This is a genomic window from Spirillospora sp. CA-108201, assembly GCF_050936235.1.
Taxonomy (GTDB): domain Bacteria; phylum Actinomycetota; class Actinomycetes; order Streptosporangiales; family Streptosporangiaceae; genus Spirillospora.
In genome coordinates this window covers 6,413,287-6,427,923 of record NZ_JBNJNE010000001.1, presented here as the reverse complement: position 1 = coordinate 6,427,923, position 14,637 = coordinate 6,413,287, and the positions used below count along the sequence as shown (strand labels likewise).

General features: G+C 71.8%; 15 protein-coding genes, 1 pseudogene and 1 riboswitch. Of the genes and pseudogenes, 9 read left to right on the top strand and 7 right to left on the bottom strand.

The genetic code is table 11. The features are described from left to right. Positions 1-44: 44 nt before the first annotated feature. Together ACQEU6_RS31010 and ACQEU6_RS31005 are read right to left on the bottom strand one after the other, a co-directional pair. A complete protein-coding gene (locus tag ACQEU6_RS31010) occupies positions 45-1,085 on the bottom strand; it encodes a ribonucleotide-diphosphate reductase subunit beta (RefSeq protein ID WP_499336576.1) in 1,041 nt (346 codons plus the stop codon). Next, the gene (locus ACQEU6_RS31005) at positions 1,082-3,406 is read right to left on the bottom strand and encodes a ribonucleoside-diphosphate reductase subunit alpha (RefSeq protein WP_499336575.1); all 2,325 of its coding nucleotides are present in this window, start codon (positions 3,404-3,406) and stop codon (positions 1,082-1,084) included. Before ACQEU6_RS31005 ends, ACQEU6_RS31010 begins: the two co-directional genes overlap by 4 nt. Positions 3,407-3,541: 135 nt before the next feature. Then, positions 3,542-3,759: riboswitch (cobalamin riboswitch) on the bottom strand. Between the two features lie 105 nt (positions 3,760-3,864). On the opposite strand from ACQEU6_RS31005, the gene ACQEU6_RS31000 reads away from it, so the two are divergent. From ACQEU6_RS31000 to ACQEU6_RS30985, 4 genes are all read left to right on the top strand, one after another. Next, positions 3,865-4,500: an MFS transporter gene (locus ACQEU6_RS31000; protein ID WP_499336574.1), complete on the top strand. Its 636-nt coding sequence runs from the start codon at positions 3,865-3,867 to the stop codon at positions 4,498-4,500. Between the two features lie 76 nt (positions 4,501-4,576). Continuing rightward, on the top strand, positions 4,577-5,287 hold the full coding sequence (locus tag ACQEU6_RS30995; RefSeq protein WP_499336573.1) for a YcnI family copper-binding membrane protein: 711 nt from the start codon (positions 4,577-4,579) through the stop codon (positions 5,285-5,287). A gap of 49 nt (positions 5,288-5,336) precedes the next feature. After that, positions 5,337-5,816, top strand: a complete 480-nt coding sequence (locus tag ACQEU6_RS30990; RefSeq protein WP_499340391.1) for a copper resistance CopC family protein — start codon at positions 5,337-5,339, stop codon at positions 5,814-5,816. A gap of 70 nt (positions 5,817-5,886) precedes the next feature. Further along, on the top strand, positions 5,887-6,654 hold the full coding sequence (locus ACQEU6_RS30985; RefSeq protein WP_499336572.1) for a group II truncated hemoglobin: 768 nt from the start codon (positions 5,887-5,889) through the stop codon (positions 6,652-6,654). 105 nt (positions 6,655-6,759) lie between these two features. Here ACQEU6_RS30985 and ACQEU6_RS30980 read toward each other — a convergent pair whose 3' ends face one another. Together ACQEU6_RS30980 and ACQEU6_RS30975 are read right to left on the bottom strand one after the other, a co-directional pair. Continuing rightward, positions 6,760-6,945 carry a hypothetical protein gene (locus ACQEU6_RS30980; protein ID WP_499336571.1) on the bottom strand — a complete coding sequence of 62 codons (186 nt, stop codon included), beginning with the start codon at positions 6,943-6,945 and terminating at the stop codon, positions 6,760-6,762. A gap of 16 nt (positions 6,946-6,961) precedes the next feature. Further along, entirely contained in the window at positions 6,962-8,188 is a 1,227-nt protein-coding gene (locus tag ACQEU6_RS30975; RefSeq protein WP_499329217.1) for an IS110 family RNA-guided transposase, read from the bottom strand. A gap of 311 nt (positions 8,189-8,499) precedes the next feature. Between ACQEU6_RS30975 and ACQEU6_RS30970 the strand changes: the two genes are divergently transcribed. Further along, on the top strand, positions 8,500-8,847 hold the full coding sequence (locus ACQEU6_RS30970) for a GNAT family N-acetyltransferase (protein WP_499340389.1): 348 nt from the start codon (positions 8,500-8,502) through the stop codon (positions 8,845-8,847). A gap of 197 nt (positions 8,848-9,044) precedes the next feature. Then, positions 9,045-9,581 carry a GNAT family N-acetyltransferase gene (locus ACQEU6_RS30965; protein ID WP_499336570.1) on the top strand — a complete coding sequence of 179 codons (537 nt, stop codon included), beginning with the start codon at positions 9,045-9,047 and terminating at the stop codon, positions 9,579-9,581. Positions 9,582-9,645: 64 nt separating this feature from the next. Here ACQEU6_RS30965 and ACQEU6_RS30960 read toward each other — a convergent pair whose 3' ends face one another. Next, the gene (locus ACQEU6_RS30960) at positions 9,646-10,116 is read right to left on the bottom strand and encodes a carboxymuconolactone decarboxylase family protein (protein WP_499336569.1); all 471 of its coding nucleotides are present in this window, start codon (positions 10,114-10,116) and stop codon (positions 9,646-9,648) included. A 125-nt stretch (positions 10,117-10,241) separates the two neighbouring features. Here ACQEU6_RS30960 and ACQEU6_RS30955 point away from each other — a divergent pair, with 125 nt between their 5' ends. The 3 genes and pseudogenes from ACQEU6_RS30955 to ACQEU6_RS30945 form a co-directional block, all read left to right on the top strand. Next, positions 10,242-10,856, top strand: coding sequence for a TetR/AcrR family transcriptional regulator (locus tag ACQEU6_RS30955; RefSeq protein WP_499336568.1), 615 nt, complete (start codon positions 10,242-10,244; stop codon positions 10,854-10,856). Between the two features lie 97 nt (positions 10,857-10,953). Then, complete coding sequence (locus tag ACQEU6_RS30950) at positions 10,954-12,636, top strand: AMP-binding protein (RefSeq protein WP_499336567.1); 1,683 nt, start codon at positions 10,954-10,956, stop codon at positions 12,634-12,636. Beyond that, a pseudogene (locus ACQEU6_RS30945) lies at positions 12,633-13,334 on the top strand (AMP-binding protein); the annotation flags it as partial. The gene ACQEU6_RS30950 and the pseudogene ACQEU6_RS30945, both read left to right, overlap by 4 nt. Before the next feature lie 62 nt (positions 13,335-13,396). Here the strand turns inward: ACQEU6_RS30945 and ACQEU6_RS30940 are convergent. Both ACQEU6_RS30940 and ACQEU6_RS30935 read right to left on the bottom strand, forming a co-directional pair. Further along, entirely contained in the window at positions 13,397-13,831 is a 435-nt protein-coding gene (locus ACQEU6_RS30940) for a hypothetical protein (protein WP_499336566.1), read from the bottom strand. Next, positions 13,828-14,637, bottom strand: coding sequence for a hypothetical protein (locus tag ACQEU6_RS30935; RefSeq protein WP_499336565.1), 810 nt, complete (start codon positions 14,635-14,637; stop codon positions 13,828-13,830). Before ACQEU6_RS30935 ends, ACQEU6_RS30940 begins: the two co-directional genes overlap by 4 nt.

Here is a 14,637-nt window from a genome sequence, read left to right as displayed (position 1 = left end):
TCGGCCTTGTCTTTACAGTCCAACGACTGCCCGTTCTGAAAGGTTCAGAACGCCTCGTCGAGCGCGACCGCCCCCTCGACGCCGATCTGGTAGGCCGAAACGCGTCGCTCGAAGAAGTTGGACAGCTCCTGGACGTCCTGCAACTCCATGAACGCGAACGGGTTCGCGGTGCCGTAGCGGGCGGGCAGGCCGAGCCGGACGAGCCGCTGGTCGGCGACGTATTCGAGGTAGGCGCGCATGTCGCCGGCGCTCATGCCGGGCAGGCCGTCCCCGCACAGGTCGCGGGCGAACGCCAGTTCCGCCTGGACGGCCTCCTCCATCATCGCCGTGACCTGGGCCGTCAGCTCCGCGTCGAACAGGCCGGGCTCCTCCGCCCGGACGGTGTCGACCACGGAGAACGCGAACTCCATGTGCATGGACTCGTCCCGGAAGACCCAGTTCGTCCCGGACGCGAGGCCGTTCAGCAGGCCGCGCGACCGGAGCCAGTACACGTAGGCGAACGCGCCGTAGAAGAACAGCCCCTCGATGCAGGCCGCGAAGCAGATGAGGTTCAGCAGGAACGCTCTGCGGTCGGCGGCGGTGCGGAGCTCGTCCAGGGAGCCGAGCGAGTCGATCCAGCGGAAGCAGAACTCCGCCTTGGCCCGGATGGACGGGATGTGCTCGATCGCCGCGAACGCCTTGACGCGCTCGTCCTGATCGGGCAGGTAGGTGTCCAGGAGGGTCAGGTAAAACTGTACGTGGACGGCCTCCTCATATAGCTGCCGCGATAGGTAGAGCCGGGCCTCCGGCGCGTTCACGTGCTTGTAGAGGTTGAGCACGAGGTTGTTCGCCACGATCGAGTCGCCGGTGGCGAAGAACGCGACGAGCCGGTTGACGAGGTGCTGCTCCTCGGGGGTGAGCCGCGCGAGGTCGGCCATGTCGGAGGCGAGGTCGACCTCCTCCACCGTCCAGGTGTTGCGGATGGCGGCCCGGTACCGCTCGTAGAAGTCGGGATAGCGCATCGGCCGCAGCGTGAGGTCCATGCCGGGGTCGAGGAGCATGCCCCGCCCCTCCTCTCGCCGGTGCCCCTCCTCTCGCGCGGTCACTGGCACGCCTCGCAGGTCTCGGGGTTCTCCAGGGAGCAGACGGCCGCGGCGACCGTCGTCTGCGCGATCCGCGTCGCCGGACGGGACCGCAGGTAGTACGTCGTCTTGAGCCCGGCCCGCCACGCGTAGGCGTACATCGAGGAGAGCTTGCCGATCGTCGGCGTCTCCATGAACAGGTTCAGCGACTGCGACTGGTCGATGTAGGGGGTGCGGGCCGCGGCGAGGTCGATGAGCGCCTTCTGCGGCAGCTCCCAGGCCGTCCGGTAGAGCGACAGCATCTCCTCCGGCAGGTCGACGAGCCCCTGGACGGACCCGTTCGCCTTCTTGACGGCCTCGCGGACGGCCGGCGTCCACAGCCCGAGCGACTTCAGGTCCTCCACCAGGTAGCGGTTGATCTGGAGGAACTCGCCGGACAGCGTCTCGCGCTTGAACAGGTTGGACACCTGCGGCTCGATGCACTCGTAGCAGCCCGCGATGGACGCGATCGTCGCCGTCGGCGCGATCGCGACGAGCAGCGAGTTGCGCAGCCCCACCTGCGCGACGCGGGCCCGCAGCGCGTCCCAGTCGGCGGAACGGGACGGCGCCGCGTCCGGGAAGTGGTCCAGGTGGAGCCGGCCGCGCGCGGTGCGGGTCGCCTCGTAGGCGGGCAGCGGGCCGTGGGCGGCGGCGAGGTCGGCCGACGCGTTGTAGGCGGCGAGGGCGATCTCCTCGGCGATGCGCGTCGACAGTTCGCGCGCCTCGTCGGAGTCGAACGGCAGGCGCAGTGTGAAGAACACGTCCGCGAGGCCCATCACGCCCAGCCCGACCGGCCGCCACCTGCGGTTGGCCTTCTCCGCCTCCGGCGTGGGGTAGAAGCCCCGGTCGATGGTGCGGTCCAGGAACCGGACGGCGGTGCGGACCGTCGACCGGAGCCGCTCCCAGTCGACGCCGGACGGCCCCGCGTGCGCGGCCAGGTTCACCGACCCGAGGTTGCAGACGGCCGCCTCGCCGTCGCCCGTCACCTCCAGGATCTCCGTGCAGAGGTTCGACAGGTGGACGACCCTGCCGGGCTCGGCGGTCTGGTTGCAGGCGCGGTTGGCGGCGTCCTTGAACGTCATCCAGCCGTTGCCCGTCTCGGCGAGCGTCCGCATCATGCGCCCGTACAGCTTGCGGGCCGGGAGCTGCCGGACGAACCGGCCCTCCCGCTCCGCCGCCCGGTAGGCCTCGTCGAACTCGTCTCCCCACAGGTCGACCAGCTCGGGCACCTCCTTGGGGTCGAACAGCGACCACGCCGTGTCGGCCTCGACGCGGCGCATGAACTCGTCGGGGACCCAGTTGGCCAGGTTGAGGTTGTGGGTGCGGCGCGCGTCCTCGCCGGTGTTGTCGCGCAGCTCCAGGAACTCCTCGACGTCGGCGTGCCACGGCTCCAGGTAGACGCACGCCGCGCCCTTGCGGCGGCCGCCCTGGTTGACGGCGGCGACGGACGAGTCGAGCGTGCGCAGCCACGGGACGATCCCGTTGGAGTGCCCGTTCGTGCCCCGGATCAGCGAGCCCCGCGACCGCACCCGCGTCCAGGAGACGCCGATGCCGCCCGCGTACTTGCTGAGCCGCGCGACCTGGCCGTACCGGTCGTAGATGGATTCCAGCTCGTCGCGCGGCGAGTCGAGCAGGAAGCACGACGAGAGCTGCGGGCGGCGGGCCCCGGAGTTGAACAGCGTGGGCGAGCTGGGCAGGTACGACAGCGTGCTGAGCAGCGCGTACAGCTCGGCCGCCTCGTCCACGGTCTCGGTGCCCCCCGCGGGGGGCCGACCCCCCGCACCCCCCGGCCCGACTTCGTCGGGGATGACGAGCCCGCAGGCAACCCGCAGGAAGAAGTGCTGCGGGCGCTCCAGGACGAGCCTCGACTGCGGATGCCTGAGGAGGTACCGGTCGTAGACCGTCCGGAGGCCGAAGTACTCGAACCGGTCGTCGGCCCCGTCGTCGACGAGCGCGTCGAGCCCCGCGGAGTTGGCCTGGACGAACGCGGCCAGGTCGTCCGCCAGGAGGCCCTCCCGGTGCGCGGCGGCGACCGACTCGGCGAACGTCCGGACGCCGGCCGCGGCGGCCTCGTCCCGGATCCGGCCGCCGAGCAGCCGCGCGGCCACCCTGGAGTAGCCGGGCTCGGCGGGGATCAGCGCGGCTGCCTCCCCGATCGCGAGGTCCCGCAGGGCGGCCGCGTCCAATCCGTCCGCGGACCGGACGGCGGCCAGCACCCGTCCGGCCTCCGCGCCCGGCACCCCCTCGCAGGCCGCCTCGACCTCGACGGTGATCTCCGCCGGCGGCGCGGCCAGAGCCTGTGTCACGTACGTCTCCCCTCGCATGCGCCCCGCGGAGGCATGCGAACGGCGCGCGGCGGAGGCCGCGCTCCGCCCCCGGCCCACCCGCGAGGCCTGGACGTGTCGATCCGGGACGGGCCCGGACCTGTGGTGGGGCCGGTCTCCCGGCCCCGCGTGCGGGCAGGTGTTCGGACTCGCCGGGCGCCGCCTCTGCCGAGGCGTCCTACTGGCCGTCGCTTCCCAGGCCGCCGGGCCCAGTGCGTGATGACGGCGGTCGTTCCCGCTCACCGCTGCGGGGCAGTCCCGGATTCCCACCGGGTTCCCTCTTACGCCGCCCCCGCCGCGAACGGCGGGGGCGGACCAGCACGGGACTGAACCCTACATCTAGTTGACGATCAACGCACAACCCCTAGATGTTGGGCGTGTCAGCGAAGTTCCGGGGGCGGCTGGGCAGGGCGCGCGGGGGATGGGACGATAAGCGCGTCATGAGCCCCCTTGCGCCGCAGCCGCTGTTCCGGCCCGCCCGCGCGGTGGTGTTCTCCACCGTGTGCGCGACGCTGGCGACCCTCGGGCACGTCCTGGCGGGCGGCGCGGCGGTGCCGGCCTGGGCGGCGCTCGCGGGCTTCGGCGCCGTCCTCGGCGTGACGCTGGTGCTGGCGGGCCACGAGCGCTCGCTCGCGACGATCCTGGGCGGGCTCCTCGGCGGGCAGTTCGCCCTCCACACCCTCTTCACGGCCGCCTGCGCGCCGCCGTCCCACCACACGCCCGGGGCGCACGCCGCCATGACGGGCGCCGTGGACCCCGTCGCGCTCCCCGCCGCCCACGGCGGGAACGGCCTGGCGATGACGCTGGCGCACTGCACGGCCGCGCTGGTGGCCGCGTGGTGGCTGCGGCGCGGCGAGCGGGCGGCGTGGTCGCTCGCCCGGAGGGTGGCCGCCCTGGCGGACCGCCCGATCCGGCTGCTGCTGGCCCTGCTCGCCGTGGAACCGGCCGAGCCTCCGGTCCGCCCTCTCCGGACGGCGCCCGCGGCGGCGGCCGTCACGGCCACCGGACGTGTCCTGCGGCACCAGGTCGTCCGGCGGGGTCCCCCCACGCGTTCGAGGGCGCTCGCTCACTCCTGAGCCGGAGCGCCGTACGTCACCGGACGCCGGTTCACGGCGCCCGGCCATTCCCGTACGTCTCGAACGGAGTTCCGCAATGCCCTTCCTTCCGCATGCCCGGCGCGCCGGGGCCGTCGCGTCCCTCACCGCCCTGTCCGTGGTCGGCCTTGCCGCGGCGGCGTCCGCCCACGTCACCGTCAACCCCAGGACCGCCGAGCAGGGCTCGTACTCCAAGGTCTCGTTCCGCGTGCCGAACGAGCGCGACGACGCCTCCACCACCAAGCTCGTGGTGAACCTGCCGAACGACCACCCGCTGTCGTCGGTGTCGGTCCGGCCGCTGCCGGGCTGGACGGTGAAGGTCGAGAAGTCCAGGCTGCCGAAGCCGGTGAAGATCGAGGGCGGCGAGCTGACCGAGGCCGTCACGAAGATCACCTGGAGCGGCGGCAAGATCGAGCCGGGCCGGTTCGAGGAGTTCGACGTCTCGATGGGGCCGCTGCCCACCGACACCGACCGGCTCGTGTTCACGGCCGACCAGACCTACACCGGCGGCGAGGTCGTCACGTGGGAGGAGGCCCCCGCGGAGGGGGCGAACGAGCCGGAGCACCCCGCGCCGGTGCTGAAGCTCCTTCCCCAGGGCTCGACGGCCGCGACCGGCCTGACCGCGCAGGTGAAGCCCGCCGCCGCGACGTCGTCCGCGTCGTCCGGCGACGGGACGGCCCGGCTGCTCGGCGGCATCGGCATCGCCGTCGGCGTGGTCGGCGTCGGGGTCGGCGCCTACGGCGTGACCCGGGCGCGGAGCCGGGCGTGACCCGGGCGGCGCTGCGGGGGCCGCCGGCGTCGCGGCGCTCGCGGCCGTCCTGGCGACGACGGCGGTCCCCGCGTCGGCGCACACCGGGCTGACGTCGGCGAGCCCCGCGAAGGACTCGACGGTGGCGGCCCCGTCCCAGATCGTCCTGACGTACGCGGACCCGGTGCGGCTGCCGCGCGTGGTCGTGACCGACGGGTCGCGCAGGCAGTACCAGGCGGGGTCGGCGCGGGCGGTCGACAACAAGGTCACCCAGGCGGTGAACGGCACGCTGCCCAACGGGCAGTACACCGTGGGGTGGCGCGTCGTCGCGTCGGACGGCCATCCGGTCGAGGGCTCCTTCACGTTCACCGTGCAGGGCTCGACCGGTGCCGCCCAGCCCCCGGCGCCGGCGCCGTCGGGGACGGACGCCGCGTCCACCGGTGATTCGGGAGGCTCGTCGGGCTGGCTCTGGATCGGCCTGGCCGCGGTGGTCCTCGCGGTCGCGGCGGGCATCGTCGCCTGGTTCCGCCGCTCGCCCGCCCAGGATTGATCTTTTCGCTTCCGGTCGGATGATTACAGGATTACAGTGATAATCCGACCGGAAGCATCCTGGGGGGACCGTGATCGTCGAGTACGTCCGCTACAGCATCGACCCGCCGGACGCCGAGGACTTCGAGGCCGCCTACGCGCGGGCGTCGGTACCGCTCGCCGCCGCCCCGGAGTGCGTGGACTACGAACTGTCCAGGTGCGTCGACGAGCCGTCCTCCTACATCCTGCGCATCTGCTGGACGTCGGCCGACGACCACATGCGGGGCTTCCGGGGCGGCGAGCACTTCCCCGCGTTCCTCGCGGAGATCAAGCCGTACGTCCAGCGCATCGAGGAGATGCGGCACTACGAGCGGACGGCGGTGCGCGGCGCCGGCTCGTCCGTCCCGACCATGTACGACTGGGCGGGCGGGAGCGAGGCGCTCGAACGGCTCACCGAGCGCTTCTACACGAACGTCCTGAAGGACGATCTGCTGCGCCCCCTCTTCGAGCACATGGCGCCGGACCACCCGAAGTGGGTCGCGGCGTGGCTCGGCGAGGTCTTCCAGGGGCCCGAACGCTACAGCCGCGAGCGCGGCGGCTACCACCACATGGTGCGCCATCACCTGGGCAAGTCCATCACCGAGGCGCAGCGCCGCCGCTGGGTCTCGCTCCTCATGGACGCGGCGGACGAGGTCGGTCTCCCGGACGACCCGGAGTTCCGCGCCGCGTTCGCGTCCTACATCGAATGGGGCACGCGCATCGCCCTCGCCAACTCCCGGCCGGACGCGAAGCCGCCCCTCCAGGCCCCCATGCCGCACTGGGGCTGGGGCGTCGCCCCGCCCTATGTCCCCGCCGGCTAGCAGAGACATGACGAACCAGGACGAGACCCCGCTCGACGATCCCGTGGGCGCGTCGCTCGGCGGCCACCACGCGCACCTCGCACGCCGGCGCGGCCGGGCCGCCGCCTACCTGCCGGAGGTCGCGACCTTCTCCGCGGTGCCCGCCGACCCGGTCGCGGCGGACTGGGCCGACCTCGCCCGGCTGCTCGGCCGCGGCGAACTCGCCGACCTGTTCAGCAGCCCCGCGACGCCGCCGCCGGACTGGGAGCCGGTCTTCGTCCTCGAAGGCCTGCAGATGGTCTGGTCAGACACCCCATGTCGTTTGATGTCAAGCGGCATGGAGGTGTGCGTGGTGCGACCAGGCGGTCGCTTCGTCGTAGAGGGTGCGGGTCTTGAGGCATCCGTGGAGGATGCCGACGAGGCGGTTGCCGAGCTGGCGCAGGGCGGGGTTGTAGCCGGTCTCGCGGGCGCGCTGTTTGTCGTAGTAGCGGCGGGCGCCGGGCGAGGCGCGCAGGGCTGAGAACGCCTGGGTCTGCAGCGCGTCGGCGAGGCGGTTGTTGCGGACGTAGCGGGCCTGGACGGTGTGGCTCTTGCCGGAGGCCCGGGTGATGGGGCTGGTGCCGGCGTAGTTCTTGCGGGCTTTGGCGGATGCGTAGCGGGTGGGGTCGTCTCCGAACTCGGCGAGCACCCGGGCGCCGGTGATCTCCGCGATGCCGGGCATCGAGAGGTAGATCTCAGCGTCCGGGTGCGTTCGAAAATGGGCCTTCACCTGCTCCTCCATTGCGGCTATCTGCTCGTTCAGCGCGATGATCAGATGGGCGTGGGCGGTGGCGGTGGCCGCGTAAGCGGCGGTGACCGGCTCGGGCAGGCCGAGCTGCCGTTGGCGCAGCGCGGTCTGGATCGTGGCCGCTTTGGCGTCCCGGTTGCGTCGGCGGGCGCGGGCCAGGACGGCCGTGATCTGGGTGCGGGTCAGCTTCGCCCCGGCTGCCGGGGCGGGCGCCTTGATCAGCAGTTCCAGTGCGTCCGTGCTGGTCAGGGCCAGGTCGGCGTAGGCGTTCAGGGCAGCGGGGAAGTACTCCCGCAGCGTGCTGCGCAGCCGCTGGAAGGCGCGGGTGCGTTCCCAGATCAGGGTCTGGTGGGCGCGGGCGACGACCTTGACGGCCTGGGCCTGGGCGCTGTCCCCGGCCACCGGCCGCAGTTGGGCCCGGTCGATGCGGACCATGTCGGCCAGCGCGTGTGCGTCGCCCTTGTCGCTTTTGGCGCCGGAGGAGGCGTACCGCTCCTTGAACCGGGCCACCTGCCGGGGATTGATCGCATAGACCTGGTAACCGGAGGCGATCAGGGCCTGCACCCATGAGCCGCGGTCGGTCTCGATCCCGACCACGACCTCGGCGGCATCAAGGTCCCCACCGCCGTGCTCGGCGACGAGCTCGTGCAGCTTGGCGATCCCCTCCACGCCCTCGGACAACCTCGCGGCGGCCAGTTTCCGGCCGGTCTCGTCCTGGACCTCGACATCGTGGTGGTCTTCGGCCCAGTCATCGCCGATCAGCAGCACTCGTCCTCCTGGTCAGGTACTTCGCTCCTTGCAGCCTGCGGAAAGCGCGGCACGCGGCCTAATGGATCCAGTGCTCACACCCCACTGGGCGGGCACGCCACCCCATCAGCGGTCTGGCCTCCCGGCCGACCAGCAGGGGCACGGTCTGACCTCAGAAGTCGGACGGCTTCCGGCGGCGGGAGTGCTCACCTGCTGGCGGCTACGGCTACCGAGTCTCTACGACCCGGCAGCTCCCATTAGGCGGCGGCGAGGCCGACGCCGCCGCGGCCGACGCCCGCGTCGTCGAACTGGGGAAGGACAGCGTGCCCGAGATGCTCGACCTCGTCGCACGGACCCGGCCCGGTCCGTTCTGGCCGCGCACCCGCGAACTCGGCGCCTACACCGGCATCCGCGAGAACGGGGCGCTGGCGGCGATGGCGGGCGAACGGCTCCGGCCCCCGGGATGGACGGAGATCAGCACCGTCTGCACCACCCCCGAGGCGCGCGGGCGCGGCCACGCCGCCCGCCTTGTACGGGCGCTCGCGACGCGCGTCACCTCCCGGAACGAGCGCCCCTTCCTGCACGTGGCCGCGGCGAACACCCGGGCGATCGCCCTCTACGAACGGCTGGGCTTCGAGACCCGGAGGAAGGTGACCTTCCGCGGCTTCCGGGTCCCCTGACCGCCGCGGACACCGTCACCGGCGCGGTCGCCGCAAGCCCGTCAGAGCAGGCATGCCCGCCGTAGTAGGCTCTGCGGCGTTCCTGCGACAGGGGAGGTTGATGAATATGGCCCGCACGGCGCTTCGTCAGCATGCCCTTGTCCGGGCCGCCCGCGACTGAGCGCGGCCCGGTCGTCCAGCACGACCAGGAGCCAGACTTGTCTTCTTCCGACCTGACCACCTCGGGCCCGCCCGACTCCGGACTCCCCGGCGCGGAGCCGCCGAGCGCGGATCTGACCACGGACCGTCTCGTCCTGCGGCCGTGGACGTCCGGCGAGATCGCCGCCGTCCGGTCCGGCGACCGGCTCGCCCACTGGGCCGGCGACTTCCCCGCCGAAGGCGACCGCGCCATCGCCGGCTTCGTCGCCGAGAACCCGTCCGCGCTCGGCGAGCACGGCCAGCGCCTGATCATCGAACGCTCCACCGGCCTGGTGGTCGGCGCCGTCGGCCTGTTCTGGCCGCCCGTCGACGGGGCCGTGGAGTTCGGTTACGGCGTCGTCCCGTCCCGCCGGGGCCGCGGGTACGCCACCGAGGCCGCCCGCGCCATCGTGGCGTTCGCCCTGACCGCGCCCGGCGTGGACAGGGCCGTCGCGACCGTGGAGCCGTCCAACCCGGCGTCGGTCCGCGTCCTGGAGAACGCCGGCCTCCGCCGTGTCGGCACGGCCGAGGGACTCGCCGCCTACAGCACCGCCTGACGGCGGGCCGGGCGCGCCGCCCTTCCCCCCGGGTGAAGGGCGGCGCGTCCGCCTTCCGGGCCGGTCAGCCGAACTGGCCGGGCTGGTAGGAGCCGGCGGGCTGCCGGGTGATGACGTTCATCCGGTTCCAGGTGTTGATGAGGGCGATGAGCGACACCAGCGCGGCGAGCTCCTCCTCGTCGTAGTGCTTGGCGGCGGTCTCCCAGACCTCGTCGGAGACGCCGGCGCCGTCGGCGAGGCGGGTGCCCTCCTCGGCCAGCTCCAGGGCGGCGCGCTCGGCGTCGGTGAACACGGTCGCCTCCCGCCAGGCGGCGACCAGGTTGAGGCGCACCGAGGTCTCGCCCTCGTGGGCGAGGTCCTTGCTGTGCATGTCGACGCAGAACCCGCAGCCGTTGATCTGGCTGGCGCGCAGCTCCATCAGGTGCAGCGTCTTGGACGGCACCGTCGAGCCCGAGACGACCTTGGCCGCGGACAGCAGGTGCTTCATGAACTTCCCGCCGGAAGCGGTGCCGTAGTAGTTGAAACGGGCGTCCATGGCGATCTCCTTGCGTTGGAGGGCTACGTCAGGTTGACGAGGTGGTGTGGCGGGCTGTGACAGGCTCCCGGGCGTGACTCCCGTCACCCCGGCGGCGCGGGCGCCCGGCTGGGAGCATGGACGCCATGACGAGGGCGATCGAGGAGCCGCGCAACGCGCGGAGCCGGCGTTCCCGCACGGCGCTGCTGCGGGCCGCGCGGGAGCTCGTCGAGGAGCACGGGATGGCGGCGACGACGATGGCGGCCGTCGCCGAGCGCGCCGGGGTGTCGCGGCGGGCCGTCTACCTGCACTTCGCGTCGCGGGCCGACCTGATCAGCGAGCTGTTCGAGCACGTCAACGAGGTCGAGGACCTGCGGGGGCGGTTCGCGCCCGTCGGCGAGGCGGCCGACGCGGTGACCGCACTGGAGATGTTCGCGCGCCGGCACGCCGAGTTCATGCCGCGCGTCCTCGCCGTGGCGCGGGCGGTGGAGCGGGAGGCCGGCAGCGACCCGGACGCGGCCCGGCACTGGGAGGCCGCCATGCGGTGGCGGTACGAGACGAACCGCGCGCTGATCCGGCGGCTGGACGAGGAGGGCGTGCTCGCCCCGGGCTGGACGGTCGACACCGCCACCGACATGCTCCTCGCGCTGATCGCCAACGAGGTGAGCGGGACGCTGCTCGACGACCGCGGCTGGCCCCCCGGCCAAATCGGCGACCACATGGCGCTGTTGCTGCGCTCAACCTTCGTCACGGGAGGGTAAGACCACCCCACCACCCCCGTTCGGGGGTGGCGTGGGCCACCCGGATGGCGAAGCATCCTTCTGACCGGGTGCCCGTGCGGCCACGAGGGAGAAGACCATGCCCGCAGTCGAGTTCCGCGCGGCGCGCGACTTCCTGCTCGCGCATCGCGACGACTACGCGACGGCGTACGAGAAGTTCCGCTGGCCGGTGCTGACCGGTTTCAACTGGGCGCTGGACTGGTTCGACAAGATCGCCGATGGGAACGACTCGCCCGCGCTGTGGATCGTCGAGGAGGACGGCGCCGAGGCGAAGTACTCGTTCTCCCAGATGGCGCGGCGGTCGAACCAGGTCGCGAACATGCTGCGCCGGGCGGAGGTGCGGCGCGGCGACCGCGTCATCCTGATGCTCGGCAACCAGGTGGAGCTGTGGGAGACCGTGCTCGCGGCGATGAAGCTCGGCGCGATCATGATCCCGTGCACGCCGCTGCTCGGCGCCGCCGACCTCCAGGACCGGCTCACGCGCGGCCGGGCCCGGCACGTGGTGACCACCTCGTCCGAGGCCGGGAAGTTCGACGGCGTCGAGGGCGAGTACACGCGGATCGCCGTGGGCGAGCCCGTGGAGGGCTGGCTGCGGTACGCCGACGCCTACGAGGAGGGCGAGTCCTTCACCCCCTACGGCCTGACGATGTCGCGGGACACGCTGCTGCTGTACTTCACGTCCGGGACGACCGCCAAGCCGAAGCTGGTCGAGCACACGCACGCGTCCTACCCGGCGGGGCACCTGTCGACGATGTACTGGATCGGGCTGCGGCCCGGGGACGTCCACCTGAACATCTCGTCGCCGGGGTGGGCGAAGCACGCGTGGAGCAACATCTTCGCGCCGTGGGACGCCGAGGCGTGCGTGTTCATCTTCAACTACACCCGGTTCGACCCCGACCGGCTCCTCGACACCCTCGAACGCTGCGGCGTGACGAGCTTCTGCGCGCCGCCGACCGTGTGGCGGATGCTGATCCAGTCCGACCTCGGACGGCTCGCCACCCCGCCGCGCGAGGTCGTCGCGGCCGGCGAGCCGCTGAACCCCGAGGTCATCGAGCGGGTGAAGCGGGCGTGGGACCGCACGATCCGGGACGGCTTCGGGCAGACCGAGACGACCGTCCAGATCGCCAACACGCCCGGCCAGCCGGTCAAGCCCGGCTCGATGGGACGTCCCGTGCCCGGCTACGAGGTGGTGCTGATCGACCCGCTGACCGGGGAGCCCGGCGAGGAGGGCGAGATCTGCCTGGACCTGGAGGACCGCCCGCTCGGGCTGATGACCGGCTACCACGGCGACGAGGAGCGCACCGAGGAGGCGATGGCCGGCGGCCGCTACCACACCGGCGACATCGGCTCCCGCGACGAGGACGGGTACATCACCTACGTCGGCCGCGCGGACGACGTGTTCAAGGCGTCCGACTACAAGATCTCGCCCTTCGAGCTGGAGAGCGTGCTGATCGAGCACGAGGCGGTGGCGGAGGCCGCGGTCGTGCCCTCGCCCGACCCGGTGCGGCTCGCCGTCCCGAAGGCCTACGTCACGCTCGCGGGCGGCTGGGCGCCGGACGCCGAGACCGCGAGGGCGATCTTCGCGCACTGCCGGGAGCAGCTGTCGCCCTACAAGCGGGTCCGGCTGCTGGAGTTCGCCGAGCTGCCGAAGACGATCTCCGGGAAGATCCGCCGGGTCGAGCTGCGGGCCAGCGAGATCGACAAGCATCCGGGGCGGGACGACCGGCCCGCGGGCGAGTTCCGGGAGGAGGACCTGCGATGAGCGGCCTCTCCTACGCGTCGGGCGTCTCGGCCGCGCCGCTGCTCGGCGACACGATCGGCGCGAACCTCGACCGGACGGTCGCCGCGCACGCGGAGCGCGACGCACTCGTCGAGCGGGAGTCCGGCCGCCGCTGGACCTACGAGCAGTTCTCCGACGACGTGGAGGCCGTCGCGCTGGGCCTGCGCGACCTCGGCGTCGTCAAGGGCGACCGGGTGGGCGTCTGGGCGCCGAACTGCGCCGAGTGGATGCTCGTCCAGTACGCGACGGCCAAGCTCGGCGCGGTCCTCGTCAACATCAACCCCGCCTACCGGGTGCACGAGCTGGAGTTCGTCCTCAACCAGGCCGGGATCCGGACGCTGGTCGCGGTGCCGGTGTTCAGGACGTCCGACTACGCGGCGATGATCGAGCAGGTGCGGCCGAAGTGCGCCGCCCTGCGCGACGTCGTGCTCATCGGCACGCCCGGCTGGGACGCGCTGCTGGAGGCGGGCCGGACGGGCGAGCCGGGCGTCCTCGCCGAGATCGGCCGGATGCTCACCGCCGACGACCCGATCAACATCCAGTACACGTCCGGGACGACGGGGTTCCCCAAGGGCGCGACGCTCTCGCACCACAACATCCTGAACAACGGCTACTTCGTCGGCGAGCTGTGCGGCTACGACGAGGAGGACCGCGTCTGCGTGCCGGTGCCCTTCTACCACTAGAACGTACATCCAGGTCACTTCAATGTCTAACCGGCCCTGGCCTGCGGCACACGTCTCCCCTACACCCGTCCGAGCACGGCGAGCACCTGTTCAACCTGTCGGGCGGGAAGGTACAAGTTGGCGATTGGCAGCCGTCCCCGCCTCTGGATAGGTGAACTGCACTCCCACCCATGTCCCGCCGCGATGTCGGCCGTCAGCGCCATGAGACGCTCCGCGTCTTCGACGGGCATCTTCAGCCAGGCGAAGCCGTCCCAGAAGGCGGCGTACCGGACCCGGCGCGGCCTTGGATACAACCACCCCCCGCCGTAGATGCTCGCGCCGACGTCTTCACAACACTGGAGAGTCCCCATGCTCAACTCCCAGAGCGCTTGAACTAGATCGACCATCCCGCAGTCGATGGGGACTTGCTCGCCTCCGGGGGTGGTGAGGATCTCCGCCGGATGTACCTGGACGGTTTGCGGGGGGTGCGTGGCTGGCGCGTTCTGCTGGTTCATTCGAGTACTCCTCGATACCGGGCCCAGGTCCGCACGTCTTCGAGGTAGGGCCTCATCCATGCGGCGGGGAACTTCTCATGGCGGTGTGTCCATACGGCCTCGTGCAGCCGGGCGTACTGGTCGATGGAGGCGGGGTCGGCCTCCCTCCATGCCGCGAACTGGCTCAACCACCCTTCGGCCGAACTGGGCGTGTGCCCCGCCGACAACAGCCACGGGATCATCTGTCCCATCTCGACCCAGGCGGCCCCGTGGCTGACGAAGGCCCAGTCAACGAGGTACACCGTCTCGCCGGGGGTGATGATGACGTTGTTGGCGTTGATGTCGGTATGGAGCAGTGCTGTCCCTGCCATTGGTGACACGTCTCCACCGATGCCCGCCCACCGCGTCGTGACGGGGCGGTCCACGACGGCAGGTGGCGGTGTCGTTTGGAGGAGTTCGACAGCTTCGGCGACCAGGTCCAAGTCGGGCGAGCCGGGAGAGTAGTCCGGACGTCGCCCGGGGACATGTTCGAAGCCCAACACAAGCCACCCCTCGGCCTCGGCGTTCCACTGAAGCCGAGGGGCGAACTTGCGAACGAAGGGGTTGACCTTCGCCTCCCAGCGAAGCGAGGTGACCTCCGGGCCGTCCTTGTCCGGGTGCTTGCGCGCCGCCTTGACGAATACCGTCTCGTCCTCGCCGATCACCGTTGAGGCAATGTCGGCGTGGTTACCGGAGGGCGCTGTCTCCACCTGGCGGATTGGTCCGGTCTGGTTGGCGATGACCTCTCGCACGGTGGCGGGAAGGTCATTCCAGTCGCTTCGCGTCAT

What these genes read in the sequence shown, in the direction of transcription:
- ACQEU6_RS31000 (WP_499336574.1), top strand. Translation starts at nt 3,865, where the DNA reads ATGAGCCCCCTTGCGCCGCAGCCGCTGTTCCGGCCCGCCCGCGCGGTG.
- ACQEU6_RS30995 (WP_499336573.1), top strand. Translation starts at nt 4,577, where the DNA reads ATGCCCTTCCTTCCGCATGCCCGGCGCGCCGGGGCCGTCGCGTCCCTC.
- ACQEU6_RS30970 (WP_499340389.1), top strand. Translation starts at nt 8,500, where the DNA reads ATGCTCGACCTCGTCGCACGGACCCGGCCCGGTCCGTTCTGGCCGCGC.
- ACQEU6_RS30960 (WP_499336569.1), bottom strand. Translation starts at nt 10,116, where the DNA reads ATGGACGCCCGTTTCAACTACTACGGCACCGCTTCCGGCGGGAAGTTC.
- ACQEU6_RS30955 (WP_499336568.1), top strand. Translation starts at nt 10,242, where the DNA reads ATGACGAGGGCGATCGAGGAGCCGCGCAACGCGCGGAGCCGGCGTTCC.
- ACQEU6_RS30950 (WP_499336567.1), top strand. Translation starts at nt 10,954, where the DNA reads ATGCCCGCAGTCGAGTTCCGCGCGGCGCGCGACTTCCTGCTCGCGCAT.
- ACQEU6_RS30940 (WP_499336566.1), bottom strand. Translation starts at nt 13,831, where the DNA reads ATGAACCAGCAGAACGCGCCAGCCACGCACCCCCCGCAAACCGTCCAG.
- ACQEU6_RS30935 (WP_499336565.1), bottom strand. Translation starts at nt 14,637, where the DNA reads ATGACGCGAAGCGACTGGAATGACCTTCCCGCCACCGTGCGAGAGGTC.